This window comes from Paenibacillus sp. W2I17 (assembly GCF_030815985.1).
Lineage (GTDB): Bacteria > Bacillota > Bacilli > Paenibacillales > Paenibacillaceae > Paenibacillus.
The window spans coordinates 5,341,624-5,359,812 of the sequence record NZ_JAUSXM010000001.1 but is presented as its reverse complement, the minus strand read 5'-3'; the positions used below and the strand labels follow the sequence as shown (position 1 = coordinate 5,359,812).

The 18,189-nt window shown below is 48.7% G+C and carries 9 protein-coding genes; 2 read left to right on the top strand and 7 right to left on the bottom strand.

Translation table 11 applies throughout. The features are described 5' to 3' along the window. Nucleotides 1-86: 86 nt before the first annotated feature. The 7 genes from QF041_RS23890 to uvrB all read right to left on the bottom strand — a co-directional run bounded on the left by QF041_RS23890 (nucleotide 87) and on the right by uvrB (nucleotide 16,364). Nucleotides 87-3,737: a DEAD/DEAH box helicase gene (locus QF041_RS23890; RefSeq protein WP_307415939.1), complete on the bottom strand. Its 3,651-nt coding sequence runs from the start codon at nucleotides 3,735-3,737 to the stop codon at nucleotides 87-89. Nucleotides 3,738-3,842: 105 nt separating this feature from the next. Then, nucleotides 3,843-6,356 carry a U32 family peptidase gene (locus QF041_RS23885; protein ID WP_307415938.1) on the bottom strand — a complete coding sequence of 838 codons (2,514 nt, stop codon included), beginning with the start codon at nucleotides 6,354-6,356 and terminating at the stop codon, nucleotides 3,843-3,845. A 504-nt stretch (nucleotides 6,357-6,860) separates the two neighbouring features. Beyond that, on the bottom strand, nucleotides 6,861-8,756 hold the full coding sequence (locus QF041_RS23880; protein ID WP_307415937.1) for a stalk domain-containing protein: 1,896 nt from the start codon (nucleotides 8,754-8,756) through the stop codon (nucleotides 6,861-6,863). 101 nt (nucleotides 8,757-8,857) lie between these two features. Next, a complete protein-coding gene (locus tag QF041_RS23875) occupies nucleotides 8,858-9,970 on the bottom strand; it encodes a S1C family serine protease (RefSeq protein ID WP_373461359.1) in 1,113 nt (370 codons plus the stop codon). Nucleotides 9,971-10,243: 273 nt separating this feature from the next. Continuing rightward, the gene (locus QF041_RS23870; RefSeq protein ID WP_017692026.1) at nucleotides 10,244-10,456 is read right to left on the bottom strand and encodes a hypothetical protein; all 213 of its coding nucleotides are present in this window, start codon (nucleotides 10,454-10,456) and stop codon (nucleotides 10,244-10,246) included. Between the two features lie 338 nt (nucleotides 10,457-10,794). Beyond that, on the bottom strand, nucleotides 10,795-13,653 hold the full coding sequence (gene uvrA / locus QF041_RS23865; RefSeq protein WP_307415935.1) for an excinuclease ABC subunit UvrA: 2,859 nt from the start codon (nucleotides 13,651-13,653) through the stop codon (nucleotides 10,795-10,797). A 719-nt stretch (nucleotides 13,654-14,372) separates the two neighbouring features. Beyond that, nucleotides 14,373-16,364, bottom strand: a complete 1,992-nt coding sequence (gene uvrB, locus QF041_RS23860; RefSeq protein WP_091013102.1) for an excinuclease ABC subunit UvrB — start codon at nucleotides 16,362-16,364, stop codon at nucleotides 14,373-14,375. Between the two features lie 169 nt (nucleotides 16,365-16,533). On the opposite strand from uvrB, the gene QF041_RS23855 reads away from it, so the two are divergent. Together QF041_RS23855 and QF041_RS23850 are read left to right on the top strand one after the other, a co-directional pair. Beyond that, nucleotides 16,534-17,331, top strand: a complete 798-nt coding sequence (locus QF041_RS23855) for a flagellar motor protein (RefSeq protein ID WP_036612388.1) — start codon at nucleotides 16,534-16,536, stop codon at nucleotides 17,329-17,331. Next, nucleotides 17,315-18,157: a flagellar motor protein MotB gene (locus QF041_RS23850; protein WP_307415933.1), complete on the top strand. Its 843-nt coding sequence runs from the start codon at nucleotides 17,315-17,317 to the stop codon at nucleotides 18,155-18,157. Before QF041_RS23855 ends, QF041_RS23850 begins: the two co-directional genes overlap by 17 nt. The last annotated feature ends 32 nt before the right edge of the window (nucleotides 18,158-18,189 follow it).

Below are 18,189 nucleotides of genomic sequence, written 5' to 3'. Positions count from 1 at the left end.
CCTCTCCGTTATCATGTAAATAATTAGTCCATCTTGTATAGATTCATATATTTAATGGTTCTTATTGCTAGGATGCTTGGACTTCATTATACCATCAACAATTCGCGGATATCCTGCTCAGACAAGGTCGTCGATCCCCCGTCTCCCGGTTCGATCACTTCGGCAATCAAGTCCTTTTTCCGCTGCTGAAGTTCCAAAATCTTCTCTTCGATCGTACCTTCGGTAACCAAGCGGATGACTTGAACCACCTGTTTCTGTCCCATACGATGGGCACGGCCAATAGCCTGTTCTTCCACGGCGGGATTCCACCATAGATCATATAATATAACGGTATCTGCCCCTGTTAAGTTTAGTCCGGTACCGCCAGCTTTCAGAGAGATTAAGAACAGTTCAGCTTCGCCCTCATTAAATCTGTGGCACATCTCAACCCGGCTCTGTGCAGGGGTCTGACCATCGAGGTAGAACAGATTCCTTCCCTGTGCCGCAAGGGTCTGACGAATCAGGTTCAACATGCTAGCAAATTGGGAGAAGATGAGAATTCGTTTCCCTGAAGCCAAACAATCTTCGACCGTTTCAAGCAACTGTTCCATTTTCCCAGAATCGCCTTGATAGCCTTCCACAAAGAGGGCCGGGTGACAACACAACTGACGCAAGCGCGTGATGCCAGCCAGAATTTTGATACGATTCTTCTGGAATCCGTTATCCTCCATGTCCTTCGATGCTTCATCCTGAAGCTGAGAAAGGTATGCGGCGTACAGTTTCTTCTGTTCAACCGTAAGCTCTGACCGCTGTACCGTTTCAATTCGATCAGGCAATTCTTCCAACACATCCTTCTTCAGGCGGCGCAGAATAAACGGACGCACCATCCGCGAGATCCGTTCCGGAGGAAGGTCGCGGAATCTTCTGTAACTTGGAAACAACCCAGGAAATACGGCTTCAAAAATGGACCACAATTCATCCAGTGAGTTCTCTACAGGCGTACCTGTGAGTGCAAAACGACGCGGGGCCTGAATCTGTTTGACTGCCTGCGCGGTCTGGGAAGAAGCATTTTTGATTGCCTGAGCTTCATCCAAAATGAGCGTATGGAAGGTTCGGCCCAGGTATGTGTCCAAATCCCGGCGCAACAGAGGATACGACGTCACAATCACATCTGCCTCATCCATGCCTGAAAGCATGCTGGCTCGTTCTTCTTTCTGACCGGCTGCAATCAGGACGTTCAGATGCGGGGCGAACCGCGCAAACTCATTAGCCCAGTTGTAGGTCAGTGAGGCAGGCGCCACGACAAGTACCGGGGGATGAATGACCCTCGTTCGGATTGTTAGTCCATCCTGCTGCATCGTAGACCATAAACCATCTGTATTCACTGAAGCCATCTTGTCCAATGGGAGCCCAGTTTCGGGATCGATGTCGGAATTCGCCAACGTTTCACCACCCCGTAATGATCCGCTCTCCCGGTATTTATCAACGCCCGTATTGTCCATATTGTACTCGGGCTTTTCCTCAAGCACCGCTGTAATATAGGCGATACTTTGCAATGTTTTGCCAAGTCCCATATCATCCGCCAGAATGCCGCCAAAACGATAATAAGCGAGGGTACGAAGCCACTGGTATCCACTGTTCTGATAATCCCGCAGGATGGGGCTCAGCGCTTTTGGCAATGCAAAATCCATCCGTTCGGGATCTCGCAGATCATCGAGGAAACGTTTCAGAGAACCTCCCCATTTCACATGACCGGAGACTTCATCCCTGCCCGGCAATTGTAACGCCCGAACAGCTGGCAGCCGGATATGGCTGCTCTTGATGTCATCTGCTCCCAGCCCAAGTGAATCGGCCATGTGAGCGAAGCTATCTGCACCTTCATTTTCAAGTGAAAGAAAGACACCGCTCTTGAGACGGAAATACGGTTTCTTTTCCACAATGCGACGCATGAGTTCCTGAAGCTCCTGCTCGTCCACACCTTCCATCTCAAATGAAATCTCCAGCCAGTCCAATCCTCTTCCCAAATCTGCCCGTACTTTCGGCGGTGTTGGATAGGATTGCACCATCGCCTTCACGGCGTTCGGCATGTAGATGTCTACCTGTTTCTCAAGCTCAGGCAACAGATGGTACATAACATCATAGATCGCATCTTCCCGTTCACTCGCCCAGACGCTACCATCACGTTCCAGGAAAGAACGATCGAGCCGTTCAATCAGATTCCGCTCTTTATATCGATCACGCACCAAAATAACCTTTTTCTCTTCTTCATCTATTAAATACTCGGCAAGCGGATTAATAACCATGACCTCATAGTCGAATTCCAGACGTGCTGTGATACGTTCACGATAGAAGTCGATGTACAGCTTCGGTGAGAGTTCCGGTTCCGCGATCTGTTCACGCACCTGTGAATCAATAGACAGATGGCCGAGCGTACGCAGTTCTGGCACGACATGCTGTACGAACTCATCCACCTGCTGGGTCGAAATATCAATGCTTTCCTTGATCCCATATGAGGTAAGTGCCGCGCTCAAGTCCTCCAGACTTCGCATCTGCATCGGCTCCAACATATGCAACTGCCCTTCCACCACAGCGGCATCATAAGCAGGGAGAAGAATCAGCTCACGCAGTCCGGAAATTTCAAGCTGATATCCTTCATTCACTCCCTGGGCGATCCGGTAAAATAAAGGAAGTACGCCCTCACCCAGTGTGAGTGGTCCATTGGCAAATCCCGTGCCCTCCATCCGGCTGTCAGCCTTTAGCAGCAATTCCAGCAATGGCTTCCATACGAGAGGAGCAATCAATATATCCCGTCCGTCCGAAGCTCCCAGATAACCGGAGATGGATTGGCGATAGGCCTCCTCACTCTGTCTCATTCGAATAAGCATCGAGAGAATGGCCTGATCCTGCGGAGTGAAAACATGCATTAATGGATCATAGTGGAACAGCTTGGTAAATGACATTGGCTCGCCCTTCTGGATACAGTTCAGGAATTGCTTCACTTTCTGCACCACATACAGACGTTTGTTACCTACTTTCAATTCAAGAGCAAGTTTCCCGCCACCCTTGTGAACCTGTGTCAGCTTACATATAAACTGAACCTGCAATTCTTCCCGCAGGAAGGAACGGCTGACAGGAGCGGTGTATTTACGGTCATTTCCGTGCAGCGGTCTCCGATCCTTGGCAAACATGGACAGAATCTGATCCGCCGTACGGTAAGAAGGTTTATCTGCCGAGCGACCCCACCCCGAAGCTGAGCTTGGACGACCTGCCTGGGCAAAATGAACCGGAGGACGCTCTGGAGCATCATTCAGTTGCTCTCGTTGTGAAGCAGACTGTGGGCGCTCCCACACGCTCTCTTCGACTAGCGTCCCGACCCTGGACTTGGAACCTAAGTTAGAACTGGTATTGGCTCCTTGGCCTGTAGCAGGTTGAGAAGGCTTCCCTGAGACAATTGTGGCATTACGCTCCTGCTGCTCACCCCATTCGTGAATAGCCAACAGGACAGCAGCGACATGTTTGCAATAGTCATAATGCCTGCCATCACCCGGACAACTGCAGCCTGCTACAACCTCACCCGTTCCATCTATATCCACGGTCACCTGATAACGCTCCGATCCACGTACCTGAGCTTCATAATGAAGCTGATCCTCACCGACCACCAGATTGGTCACCCTGCCAGATTGGTTATAATCTTCTCCGCGCTTGAATGCCGTGACCCCGCACAGCAATTTGATATCCATAATTGTGAATGGCGCCACGCTTCTTCGCCTCCTGTATCATGATGTAAAAAAACCCCAAGAGCTCCTTGAAGCAGAGTTTGGGGTTCCTTCATGCTTGTAACTGTTGTTGTACCATAAAACTGTTTATTTCACCAATTGACCACGTGTAACGCCCAGTTGGTTCGTTGCTTTAAGTGTTTTCCAAACTTGTGTACCACTGATCTCGCCGCGCAGTGCACGGTTGTACAGATCGATAACTTCGCGTACCTGCTCCGGTGTCTCTTCCAGGAATTCCACACGGTAACGGGATACACCCAGATCCATAAAGTTGGTCAGATACTCGGCACCCGACTGCTCCACTGCGTTGTATACCGTATTACGGCAGCCTTCATCCACACGTACGGGGTGTGACATGCCGATTCGGTCTTGCAGGGATGCACGCTGTTCCTCACAAGGACGGCCACAGTTCGTGAAGTCCGTTCCTTCACTCATGAACGTACAATATACACAGTGCTCGGTGTGGAACATAGGCAGATGCTGGTGGATAACCACTTCGGTCTGACTTGTACGGGAGTGGCCCAGCAAATCAACCATTTGTTGAATGTTCAGGTCATAGGATGGGGTAATCCAGTCACATCCGGCTTCCAGGAACAATTCTACTGCTTTGTGATTGGCGATGTTCAATGAGAAGTCACCGATCAGTTCCGGGTGCTTCGCATCCGGGTTTTCCATCCGGTGACGCAGGTAGAAGTACAGTGCGCCTGTATTACGTACCAATACCGCATCCGGCTTCAGACGCAAGATGTTGTTGTGATATCCGTTCTCCCCAGGCATATGAATACGCGGTGTTGCCAGCGCGATCTTGCGACCAGCGGCATGCACAGCTTCCACGGCTGCCGGGAACTGTTTGATAAACTCGAAGTCGGCATAGATCATACCGATTCCTGCTTCAATCGCTGCCTCCACTTGTGGCAGGCTACGGCAGAGTGCGGTCAGTTCTGCTTGACCGCGAGCGACTGGTGATGCCGGTTTAACCGAATCGCCGTACACATCTACCGCGCGTTTCACGTAGACGGGCGGTTTAGGACGCTCGCCCGCGAGTTGTTCTACCGCCTGACGGCGAATGTTATTCAACTCGCGCATTGGGATGATGACATCACCGTGCAGATTGACGTCCATTCCTTCCAACTGGAACACGGTGCCTCCCAGACGTCCGAACTGCTCTTCGAGCAATTCATGTGTCATTGGACGCTTCTGCGCAATGTCCAGTTCCATCTCGGAATCAATACGGACGGTTGTGCCCTTCTGCACGTCTGTCCACCATGTGCTAAGCGGCTGCCCCGGGCTGCCGATGACCTTCACCTTCACCGGGAATACACGGTACGGCTTCTCGGTCTCGAAGCTTTGACGCAGACGTTTGTCCAGCGCCGGGTCATTCGTTTTCCACACTTTGTCGCCAACTTTCACGCGGCGCAGATCTACGTCACTGCGGCCTGGCACGACATCAACGATCCAACCCTCTTCGGCTTCGCCTTCGAGTTTTACGCCTTTGCGACGTACATCGTATACACGTCCGCCCTCTTCCTTCTGAGTCGGGTCTCCGGCGTCAAATACAATCCCGTCTCCACGTTTCACGGGTGCATCCAGCTTCAGGACCACACCATCGCGCAACACTTGATCCACACGACCGAGGTAGACACCACGGCTTTTCGGGAACGTTCCATCCACCAGTTCTTTGTTGTTTGTACCACTGAGGAAACCATGCGTGAAGCCACGGGAGAAGCTTTGCTGCAATTCGCGAACTTCTTCCTTGCTTGACGGTGTGTTATCTCCATCAAAATAACGATCAATCGCTTTACGATATTTGCTTACTACGTTTGCTACGTATTCCGGCGTTTTGAGACGTCCTTCAATTTTGAAAGAAGTTACTCCTGCTTCGATCAGTTCCGGCATCAGGTCAATCGCTGCCAGATCTTTCGGAGACAACAGATAGGCTACATCACCCATCGGTTTGTGTACCCCATCCACCATCAGGTCATATGGAAGACGACAAGCTTGTGCGCACTCCCCACGGTTCGCCGAACGTCCTCCCCACATTTCGGAAGTGAGACATTGACCCGAGTAGGATACACACAGCGCACCATGAACAAATACTTCCATTGGAAGTTTTGCCTGCTCACCGATCTTCTGGATCTGCTTCAGGTTGTTCTCCCGTCCCAGAACGACACGTTCCATATCAAACGGCTTCGTAAACTCAACCGCTTCCGGAGACGTAATCGTCATCTGTGTTGAACCGTGAATCGGGAAATCCGGCGAGATCTCGCGAATCATCTTCACCAAACCCAAATCCTGAACAATTACAGCGTCCACACCTGCATCAACACAAGCGTCAATCAGTTCTTTTGCATCCGTCAATTCATTTTCAAAAATCAATATATTAAAGGTCAAAAAACCTTTTACGCCATAACTGTGCAAAAACGCCATTATCTCCGGCAGCTCGTCCATGCGGAAATTGTTCGCCCGTGCCCGTGCATTAAACTTTTCGACTCCGAAGAAAATTGCATCTGCGCCATTGGCTACCGCCGAACGCATACAATCCCAGTCACCAGCCGGTGCCAGAAGTTCAACGTCTTCTCTTCGTATTGTTGCTGTTTTCATGTAGATCCTCCCCATAACCGCGCTATCCGCCGGATTTCATCCCTATATCCTTAAACGCCTGAACAAACTAAGCCTAAGACTGCACCTTATCGGGTACACCTGCATTGTCACGGTATTACAATATCTATCTATTATGTCTGTATTGCCTGAACTCCAAGCTTACAGTCATTCCTATTCATCAGATCAGTAGTCATAACTCCTGAACTAGTATAGTGTACCACTTCTGCACCGACTCTTCTACGTTTTCCTGAAAAAACCGTTTACCATTTTCATTTCCATTAAGATTTACACTAGACACTCCGATTGCAGTACCATCTTCCGATCGCTGTTACCCCCAGATTTTTTTATTTCCTTTTCTAAAGGGGAAAAATCTGGTGATAAACGCGCACGCTTCGCTTCTTCAGATCGGTTCTGCACTCTTCGTCCCAGTGTAAATATTTAATTTATCTTATACAGAAAACAAATAAGCCGAAAGGTCTTTTGACCCTCCGGCATGCATCAATATTATTTAATAAAAGTAAATGAGTTCACTGCTTTTTCCAAGGCTGCCGCCTGAACTTCTGTCTTGTTCGCATCATTCAGCCCACTTGTGATCGTATAGGTTGTTCCGTCCTTTTCAAACACGATCTGGCGACCCGCATATGGCACGCCTTTGTCCAGTTCATGATACGTAAAGGAAAATGCAGGCACACCCGCAAACGTCAGCTCCTCACTGCCAAGCAACTTGAAGTTCTTACGGGTTTTGGTGGCTTCGGCATAAGCTTCTCTCAATTGGCTGACCGTCATCTCAATTGACTTATCTTCGCTAGCCGCAATGGAGAATTCTCCGCCCGTGAAGGTGTATACCACAGGTGAATATTCGAATCGGTCACTATACGGTGTCCAGTAACGCGGAATATCTACACTGTATTTATAACGTTTGGACGTACGTGTAAGTGTCTTCGTTTTGTCTGTCAAATAAGGATCTTCATCCAGCTGACCGAAATTATCGGCAACCGTATCAAAATCAATCTCCACACTTTTCATAATCCGTTCAAACCATGCCCGATCTGCAACATGCTCCTCAGGGAACGTATACTCCGCATAATATCGATACCCATTCTTCTGCAAAAGAACATCGAACTCGGTCTGCCAGCCCCCGCCAAAGTTATAACGGAATTCATTTACCTCGGCAGTCTCTCCTGAGATATCCATCGTATATGAGCCAATTGGCTCGTAACTCTCTGGTGTAAAGGTCTCCCGCATCCACTTATCCAGTTGACCGCTCCAATCTTTTACCGTTGTACCTGCCTTCGCGGATGTGACACGCCATTGCAGATACGCACCATCCTTGGCTTCATAGATCATCTGATTGTTATCCATCGACCAGCCGGCTGGAATCTTCAATTCAATACCATAGTCATCATTCCACGCGGAGCGCATGCCATTATCTACGGTGGACAGATCCTTGATCGTTCGATCCGACTCTGCATAGGTTGGCTGGAATGAATTGAGTAGCGCTGCACGATTGCCCAGATCTTTATAATTCAGGGCTTCGTAATCCGCGAGGTACACATCATATTGACGACCTTCACTCAGATACTGACGCATCTCCCATAACATGCCGTCTACATCTTTCACGATAATCCGTGCATAAGGTGTTTTGCCTTTCGACATCGCTTGACGATCCAGCACCGTATCTCCCGATTGTTTGGCCTCCTGGACAAGTTGCTGCAACAAATCATCCGCATCCAGAGCCACATCCTGATCGCTGACATACACTTCAAGATAATAACTGTTGTCGGCAGCGCCAAAAGTCATCATGCGCTCCTGCTCACCGGTCTGGAAAACCATAAGGTCTGCCGGGTAGTTAATGGACCAACCGTAAAAACTGTTGCCAATTCTGGTTTTGCCTTCGTCCGGATGAATGCCATCCTCTTCATCCACCGAATCATCGGTTTGCAACAGACGAATGACCATTTCTCCGGAACTGGTTGGAGCTAGTGTCGCTCCGATACCGGCAGCAACCGGACGAAGTGGAACCATAAGTACGCCATTCACCATTTTGGAAGCGGCACCCATCTCATGTTTTACACCATCCACCCAGGCAATTGAACTGCCAATCGTTAGGGTAACCGTGTGTGGACCTTCCTTGATTTTGACAACATCATTTTTCTCCAGCCGGATTTCACTGCCAAATGCTTTCTTGAACACTCCCACAGGCACCATCGTAACACCCTTGAACTTGTAAGGTTTGGCTATGGCCTGCTTATCGCCGTTGATGTAGGCGCTCGTGCTCCCCGCTTTCACCCGTAGTTCACTTGTCGTCAGATCAGATGCCCATACAGGCAATGCCGCGCCAATGGTCAGCATCCCGGTTAATACACCTGTGCTTAGCACACGTATCCATGACTTTTTCATTCCGTTCTTTCGTCCTCTCTCCATCCGGGCTGATCGCCGGGCTTTATTGTTCTTCATCTGCAAGGAACGCTTCATCTTCCTCGTCTACGATGTCTGCGCGATCAGCAAGCACCAACGTGCGCGGTGACGATATCGCCATCCGATTGCATCAACAGCTTTACCTTTTGCCCAGGCAGATACTTTTTGAGCAACTCATTGATATCCACTACTGAAGAGACACGTGTGCCCGCGACACTGTAAAGGACGTCGCCCTCTTTGATTTTGGCTTTCTTGGCTTCAGGAGACAGTACGCCCGTAATTGTTAAGGGATCATCTGTAGGCAGGCCCACAATTGCAGACCAGCTTTCTTCAAGCTGTAGCCCCAGACTTGCACGTTTTATTTTGCCATATTTAAAAAACTGATCGATGATATATTGAACGGTATCCACCGGAATCGAAAATCCCAAACTCTCTACGCCTACCGCAGAGAATTTCATGGAATTGATACCAACCACTTCACCCTTCAGGTTGACCAGCGGTCCTCCGCTATTTCCTGGGTTAATGGCCGTGTCGGTCTGAATCAACCGGTAGGTCGCCTCAACACCACGATTCAAGCCGCTAATTACCCCTACTGTTGCCGAGTTGCGCAAAGAAAAGGAAATCGGCGTACCCAAGGCAATCACCGTTTCTCCAACAGTGGTTTGTGAAGCTTTGGCAAAGCTCGCCGGTTTGAGTGATTTGGCATTGATTTTGATTAGAGCCAGATCACTTAGTGCATCACTGTATGTTTTCGTAATTTTGTATGTATTGCCATCCGTCGTTACGACCACCGGATTCGTTAATCCATCGACCACATGAGCATTCGTTACAATCCATCCGTTGGACCGGATAATGACACCTGTACCATGTGCAAGATTATAACGGTCGTCTGATGTTGCACCGTCCTGCACTTCGGTAGATTTCCCAATAATGCCTACGACCGAAGGAGATACCTTTTCGATCACTTTGGGAATGGCTTCACTTCCCTTGTACGTGTACGTTCCGGATTTGGCATCATATTGTCCACTTCCACCAAATGCCTTAACCAGATCCTTGGTGTTCACATAGACTTGACCGTCTACCACCTTCGCTTGCATTGCCGCTTTGGATTCAGCTGCACCGGCCGTTGCCGCTACACTAATCGAGAGTACAGCAGCCATCAGTATGGCTATCCCCTTTTTACCCAACACGCTCATATTCTCACCTGACCCTCTCTATACATCCTTCTTGCGCGACTCGACATCGGATTCATCGCTGAATCTATTCTCTCTTTCTCTCATCTGCAATTCCGGTATCCCTCAATGTATCATACAGAATCTGGATATACAATTGTTTTAAGTCCTATTTTAGTAGAGAAGGTAGAATCTTGTTCTATCGCTCGATATAAACGAAAAAAAACACCCTCCATGTCTCTCGTGGAAAGTGTTCGTATGGTACCTCTTTTGGCTTAAATACATTTAACGGCATTCCTACTGAGCAAACCAACCCGTTATCATCGCATAGTCTGTCATCAGAAATACCAGTAGGCTGACTACTGCAAATCCGATCGCAAACAGATTCTTCTTCGGTGCCCGAAGAAGCCGAACAACTCCGATGAAAATCAGGATTGTAAATAAGATGACAAAAATATCAAATGCATTAAAATTCGATGTACTCGCCGTGGCAGCTTCTGCAAACAGCATGGATAGACAGACCTCCTTACCATAGTTGAACAGCTAACGCATACCCTAATATCTTCCTCTATGTTATCTGTACCCTGCTTGTAATGCAAGCCCTATCATCCATAAAAATGAAAAAAATCCATTTTGGCCGAATATTCCTGTAATGCTCGTCGCAATGCATATGTAAACACTTTCACGAAATAACCTTAGTCCGAGGAAAACACTGTGCATAACTCAAAATGAAAAGCCCTTCTTTTCGGAAGCAGAGCACATCAGATCGTAATCCAATATCTCTACCTTTTCGAAAAGAAGGACAAATACTGCCACTTCATATTGATATAACTACTGGTTAGAGGACCTTAGTCTACTAATTGCAGTGCCTTGCTCCGCTCGGTATCCCGCTCCAGAACCGGCTTCAAGTACTTGCCTGTATAGGAGGCTTCCACTTTAATGATATCCTCAGGTGTTCCGGTTGCAACAATGGTTCCTCCACCGCTACCGCCTTCTGGACCCAGATCAACAACATAGTCTGCCGTTTTGATCACATCCAGGTTATGCTCGATCACCAACACCGATTCCCCAGAATCAACCAGACGGTGTAATACGTTCAGCAAACGGTCGATATCATCGACATGCAAACCCGTAGTCGGCTCATCGAGGATGTAGATGGTTTTCCCCGTACTGCGGCGATACAGCTCGGAAGCAAGCTTCACACGCTGGGCTTCACCACCAGACAATGTGGTTGCAGGTTGTCCCAGATTGATATAACCCAGACCCACATCCATCAGTGTCTGCATTTTACGATGGATCTTCGGAATGTTCTCGAAGAATTGGGTTGCATCTTCAACCGTCATTTCCAGCACATCGGAAATATTTCTGTTTTTATATTTCACTTCAAGCGTTTCCCGGTTGTATCGTTTGCCTTTGCAGACTTCACAAGGAACATAAACGTCCGGCAAGAAGTGCATCTCGATTTTGATAATGCCGTCTCCACGGCAGGCTTCACAACGTCCACCTTTGATATTAAAGCTGAACCGACCTTTTTTGTATCCACGTACTTTGGCTTCGTTCGTCTGAGCAAACAGATCCCGGATATCATCAAAGACACCGGTATACGTAGCCGGGTTGGAACGTGGTGTCCGCCCGATTGGCGACTGGTCAATATCGATAACTTTATCGATATGCTCCAAACCACGAATCTCTTTATGCTGACCCGGACGTACCCGAGCACGATTCAGATCACGAGCCAGCGTTTTGTAGAGAATCTCATTGATCAATGTGGATTTACCTGAGCCAGACACACCCGTTACCGCAGTAAATACACCAATAGGAATCTTCACATTCAGATTCTTCAGGTTATTTTCTTTGGCTCCACGTACTTCCAACCAACGGTCTCCTACACTTCTACGTTCTGTACGAATCGGAATGAACTTGCGCCCACTCAGATATTGTCCCGTTAAGGAGTTCTCATCGTTCATGATCTCCTCCGGTGTACCCTGTGACATGATGGTACCTCCGTGGATACCTGCACCTGGGCCAATATCAATAATATAGTCGGCAGCCATCATTGTATCCTCATCATGTTCAACCACGATCAACGTATTACCAATGTCGCGCATATGCGCAAGCGTTGAGATCAGACGGTCATTATCCCGTTGATGCAGACCGATACTTGGTTCATCCAGAATATATAACACACCCATGAGGCTGGAACCGATCTGTGTAGCCAGTCTGATCCGCTGGGCTTCCCCACCGGACAATGTTCCGGCAGCACGACTCAGTGTAAGGTAATCCAGACCAACATTCACCAGGAAGCCGAGACGACTGTTGATTTCTTTCAAAATCAGTTTGGCAATCGTCTGCTCCTTCTCCGTCAATTCCAATGTATCGAAGAATCGGCCAGCTTCACCAATGGACAAACTAGTCACATAGGCCATGTTGTGATCATTGATCGTAACCGCAAGACTCTCGCGTTTGAGACGCTGACCTTTACATGTACCACAGGGCTTCGCACTCATGTAACCCTCAATAAACTCACGGATACCTTCAGATGCTGTATCACGATATCGACGTTCTAAGTTATTCACGATACCTTCAAAGGTAACCAGTGCTTCCTTCCGTTGTCCAAAATCATTCTCATAGCGGAAACGAATTTTCTCCGTACCTGTACCCTGCAACAACTTGTTCATCTGCTCAGCTGGCAGATCTTCGACAGGTACATTTTGCGGAATGTTGAAGTGCTCACATACTGACTTCAGGAACTGCGGATAATAGGTGGATGTACCACCTGTCCAAGCATCAAAAGCTCCCTCTTCTATCGTCTTGCTGCGATCCGGTACGAGCAGATCAGGGTCAACAATCATTTTGACACCTAACCCATCACAATCCGGGCAAGCCCCGAAGGGACTGTTAAATGAGAACATCCGCGGTGCCAGCTCTTCAATACTGAATCCACACACAGGGCAAGCAAAGTTGGAACTGAAGCGCAGCTCTTCTTCACCCATAATGTCCACAAGTAGTTGTCCACCGGACAAATTAAGTGCTGTTTCAATGGAGTCGGCCAGACGCGCCTGCACATCATCTTTAACAACGATCCGGTCAACAACGACTTCAATCGTATGCTTTTTGTTTTTCTCCAATTGAATATCTTCTGACAGGTCACGAAGTTCCCCGTTCACCCGCACACGGACAAAGCCCTGCTTGGACACATCAGCAAATACACTTTTGTGCTCACCCTTACGACCAGAGATAATGGGTGCCAGTATTTGTAGCCGGGTACGCTCTGGATATTGCATAATGCGGTCAACCATTTGTTCTACGGTCTGGGAACTGATCTCTACGCCGTGGTCTGGACAATGTGGATGACCCACACGTGCAAATAACAGGCGCAGGTAATCATAGATTTCCGTCACAGTTCCAACCGTGGAACGTGGGTTACGGCTTGTTGTTTTCTGATCTATTGAAATGGCAGGAGATAATCCTTCGATGGAATCAACGTCCGGTTTCTCCATCTGTCCCAGAAACTGCCGTGCGTAAGCTGACAATGATTCGACATACCGCCGCTGTCCTTCGGCATAGATCGTGTCAAAAGCCAGCGAGGACTTGCCTGAGCCACTCAGGCCGGTCAATACAACAAAGCGGTCACGCGGGATGGTAATGTCGATATTTTTCAGGTTATGCGCTCGTGCGCCTTTAATGACAATGTTATCGCTCGCCAATAGTATTCATCCTCTCAGTGTGTTAATCCAAACCTTTAAAGGCTTTTCGATCCCTCCCAAACCCTCCCTTCCAAGGGAGGGCCCCAGAGGGCGCAGCCCTCTGGACACCCGAAACAAGCGGTGCAACGGTGAGGGGTCGGGTCTTGCTATGTGAAGGGTGGTCGTGTGCCCGCGGCTCCACATAAGGTTCCGGCTCATTGCCGGAACCTTATACGGCCGCTCTACTGCGTGGTGACGCTCTCGGCTTCGCCACGTTCGCGACAAGTCGCCATTGCCTTCGGCTCGGCTCCAAGGTCAACACCGGGACGCTCTCAGCTTCGCCTTGGTCGCGACAGGGTCGCCATTGCCTTCGGCTCGGCTCCAAGGTCAACACCGGGACGCTCTCAGCTTCGCCTTGATCGCGGCAGGTCGCCATTGCCTTCGGCTCGGCTCCAAGGTCAACACCAGGACGCTCTCGGCTTCGCTTGATCGCGTCAGGTCGCCATTGCCTTTGGCTCGGCTCCGAGGTCAACACCGGGGCACTCTCGACTCCCAATTGCTTTCCTATAAACCTTTTAACCAATTTCAACATTTCTATCAGTATAGACTTTATTTCAAGATTTCAACATCTCTTATTATCGGTAGATATCAACGATTTCCTTACTCAACAAGAGAACGGCCAATTGGCCGTTCTCTTGTTACAGATCCATCTTTACTGGAGCATATGAATGAGCAGTATCTTATTCGGCGCGAAGTTCCAGCAACGCATCGCGAAGCTCGGCAGCACGCTCAAACTGCAGGTTTTTGGCTGCATCTTTCATCTCTACCTCTAGGCGCTGAATAAGCGCCTGGCGATCTTTCTTCGACATCTTCTCGGCTGCGCCTGTGAGATAGTCTTTCTTGGATTCGGCAACTTTGGTTGCCTCAATCACATCACGCACTTTTTTGCGAATCGTCTGTGGTGTAATTCCATGCTTCTCGTTGTACTCGATCTGGATTGCACGACGACGCTCTGTTTCCTTTATCGCTTTATCCATCGAATCCGTCACTTTGTCACCGTATAGAATAACGCGACCCTCGCTGTTCCGTGCCGCACGACCAATCGTTTGGATCAGTGAGCGTTCAGAACGCAGGAATCCTTCCTTATCGGCATCCAAAATAGCTACGAGGGATACTTCGGGCAGATCGAGACCTTCCCGGAGCAAGTTGATTCCGATCAGGACATGGAAAACGCCCAACCTTAGATCACGTAAAATCGCCATCCGTTCCAATGTTTTGATCTCGGAGTGCAGATAACGAACCTTGATTCCAACTTCCTTCAGATAATCCGTCAGGTCCTCGGACATCTTCTTCGTTAATGTTGTAATCAACACACGCTCGTCTTTGGCAATCCGGTCGTTAATCTCACCAATCAAGTCATCGATCTGTCCCTTCGTTGGACGCAGTTCAATGATTGGATCAAGCAGTCCGGTTGGACGAATAATCTGTTGTACCATCGTATCGGTATGCTCGATCTCATACGGGCCTGGTGTTGCTGATACATAAATAATCTGATCCATCTTGCCTTCGAACTCTTCGAATTTGAGTGGACGATTATCCAATGCTGACGGCAGACGGAAACCATGTTCAACCAATACTGTCTTCCGCGCCTGGTCACCATTGTACATCGCACGGATCTGTGGCAGCGTCACGTGAGACTCATCGACCACGATCAACATGTCATCCGGGAAGTAATCCATAAGTGTATATGGGGTATCGCCGCGTTCGCGGAAAGTCAGCGGACCGGAATAGTTCTCAATCCCCGAACAGAATCCAACTTCCTTCATCATCTCGATATCATACCGTGTGCGCTGCTCCAGTCGCTGAGCCTCCAGCAGTTTCCCCTGTTCACGCAACACTTCAAGACGCTCCTCCAGTTCACGCTCAATGTTCACCAGTGCAACCTTCATTGTCTCTTCTTGCGTTACGAAGTGAGACGCCGGGAAGATGGCAATATGTTCACGTTCGCCAATCAATTCTCCGGTTAACACATCAATCTCCGTAATTTTCTCGATCTCATCACCAAACAATTCAACCCGAATTGCATGTTCACCCTTGGAGGCAGGGAAAATCTCAACAACATCCCCACGAACACGGAACGTACCCCGCACAAAGTTAATATCGTTCCGCTGATACTGGATCTCTACCAGACGGGACAAAATCTGATTGCGCGGTTTCTCCATGCCTACCCGAAGTGACAGCAACATGCTTGAATACGAGTGCGGTGAACCCAAACCATAAATACAGGAAACACTCGCTACAATGATGACGTCCCTGCGCTCAAACAACGAACTTGTCGCTGCGTGCCGCAGTTTGTCGATCTCTTCATTAATACTTGAATCCTTCTCGATATACGTATCGGAGGACGGGATATATGCTTCTGGCTGAAAATAATCGTAATAACTGACGAAATACTCAACCATGTTATTAGGAAAAAAATCTTTGAACTCACTTGCAAGCTGCGCTGCCAACGTTTTGTTGTGTGCAATAATCAGCGTAGGACGTTGCAGTTGGGCTATCGTCTGGGCTATCGTAAACGTCTTACCCGTACCCGTTGCACCCAGCAGTGTCTGGTACCTCTTCCCCTCCTGAACACCCTTCACCAATTCTTTAATGGCTGCCGGCTGATCACCTTGGGGAGAAAACTCTGACTCGATTTCGAACGTTTTGTCGCTCATTATAATATCGCTCATTGCCGTATCTCACCCTATCGTCTAAAATAATAGTCACTATATATTGTCGAAGTTCCCCGAATTTTCATATGGGAAAACTTATAGTAATAGGAATATTTGTTCCCGTTTAATTATACCTCGTTCGTTTTAGTGATGCAAACGTGAAATGAAGATAGGAGTGGGTTAATTTATGGATATTGCGACACTTATCGGTATTATTGCCGGAATTGCCGCAGTCATTAGCGGTTTTTTGTGGGAAGGCGGCCAATTGTCCGGTCTCCTGCAAAAAACGGCTGCTTTAATTGTATTCGGTGGAACGATTGCTGCTGTGGTTGCCAGTTTCCCGGCGCATCGCCTGCGTACGATTCCAGCTGCCCTGCGTATGGCTTTTGGACGTAACAATAATGATTCAGGCTTGTGGGTTGAAGAACTGGTGGAGATGTCTTCAATCGCACGCCGCTCAGGTGTACTTGCATTGGAACGCAAGGTTATGGATCATCCGCATCCATTTTTGCAAGACGGTATTCAGATGGTTGTTGATGGTACCGATCAGGATGTGGTTCGCCAGATCCTGGAGATGGAGATCGATTCTATTGAACAAAAACATGAGGGCTACGCCAAAATATTCGAATCCGCTGGTGGTTACGCCCCAACCATGGGGATCATCGGAACCGTGATGGGACTTATTCAAGTACTTGGCAGTTTGACCGATCCCACAGGACTCGGACCTGCCATTGCTGTTGCCTTTACCGCAACCCTGTATGGGGTCGCCAGTGCCAATCTTATCTTTTTGCCCATTGCCTCCAAGATCAAATCAAGAGGTGCCGATGAAGTGCAGACCATGGAAATGCTTCTCGAAGGTGTACTTGCCATTCAGAACGGTGAGAATCCCCAGCTTGTACGCAAAAGACTGGAGTCCTTCACCCTCACGCATCGTCAGCATATACGCCCCCTAGCAAAGGAGGGATTGGATGAGTCGGCGCAGTAAACGGCGCGGAAAACGTGAAACTATCGATCATCGGGATCGCTGGATGATTACTTATGCCGATCTCATAACTCTGCTTTTGATCTTTTTTGTCATCATGTATGCCATGAGCAATCTGGATTCAGGTAAATATGACGTCGTTACTCAATCGTTACAAAATACATTTAATGCGTCCGACTCTATCCTTGAGCTTGGTGAGGGACTCGGTGAGAAACCCGGTCAAACGATTACAGAGACTCCACCATCCGAGGTGCAGGGTGAAGACCCTTCAAAAGGTGAAGGAAACCCTTCCGATACCGGGACTGCAACACCAGATGATGACAACAAGCCTCTCACAGAACGGGAAGAACAGTTCAGATCACAGGAGCAGGAATTGCAAAATCTGTTCAATGTGATTACCCAATATATCGAGGATAATAAACTGGAAAATCAGATTTTTGTTGCGGACAAGCCACAAGGCCTCTCCATTACCCTCAGTGACCGCTTCCTGTTTGATCAGGGGCAAGCTGCCCTCAAAGGGGATGCTGCACCCACACTGACCAAGCTGGCAAGTCTGTTTCGGGATCTGAATACCGTTGTCAGCATCGAAGGACATACGGACAATATTCCGGTCGGGGCCAACTCCACGTACAAAGACAACTGGGAACTTTCCGGAGAACGTGCACTGTCTGTATTGCGATTCTTTCTGGATACAGAGAAGCTTAACCCGGACGGCTTCCAGTATGCCGGATATGCGGATACTCGCCCAACGGGTGACAACACCACAGCCGCCGGAAGACAAAAGAACCGTCGGGTCGAAATAACGGTCCTGCGTCAACTCCAACCTTAATTATCAATATCTCACATAATACACATTCCTTA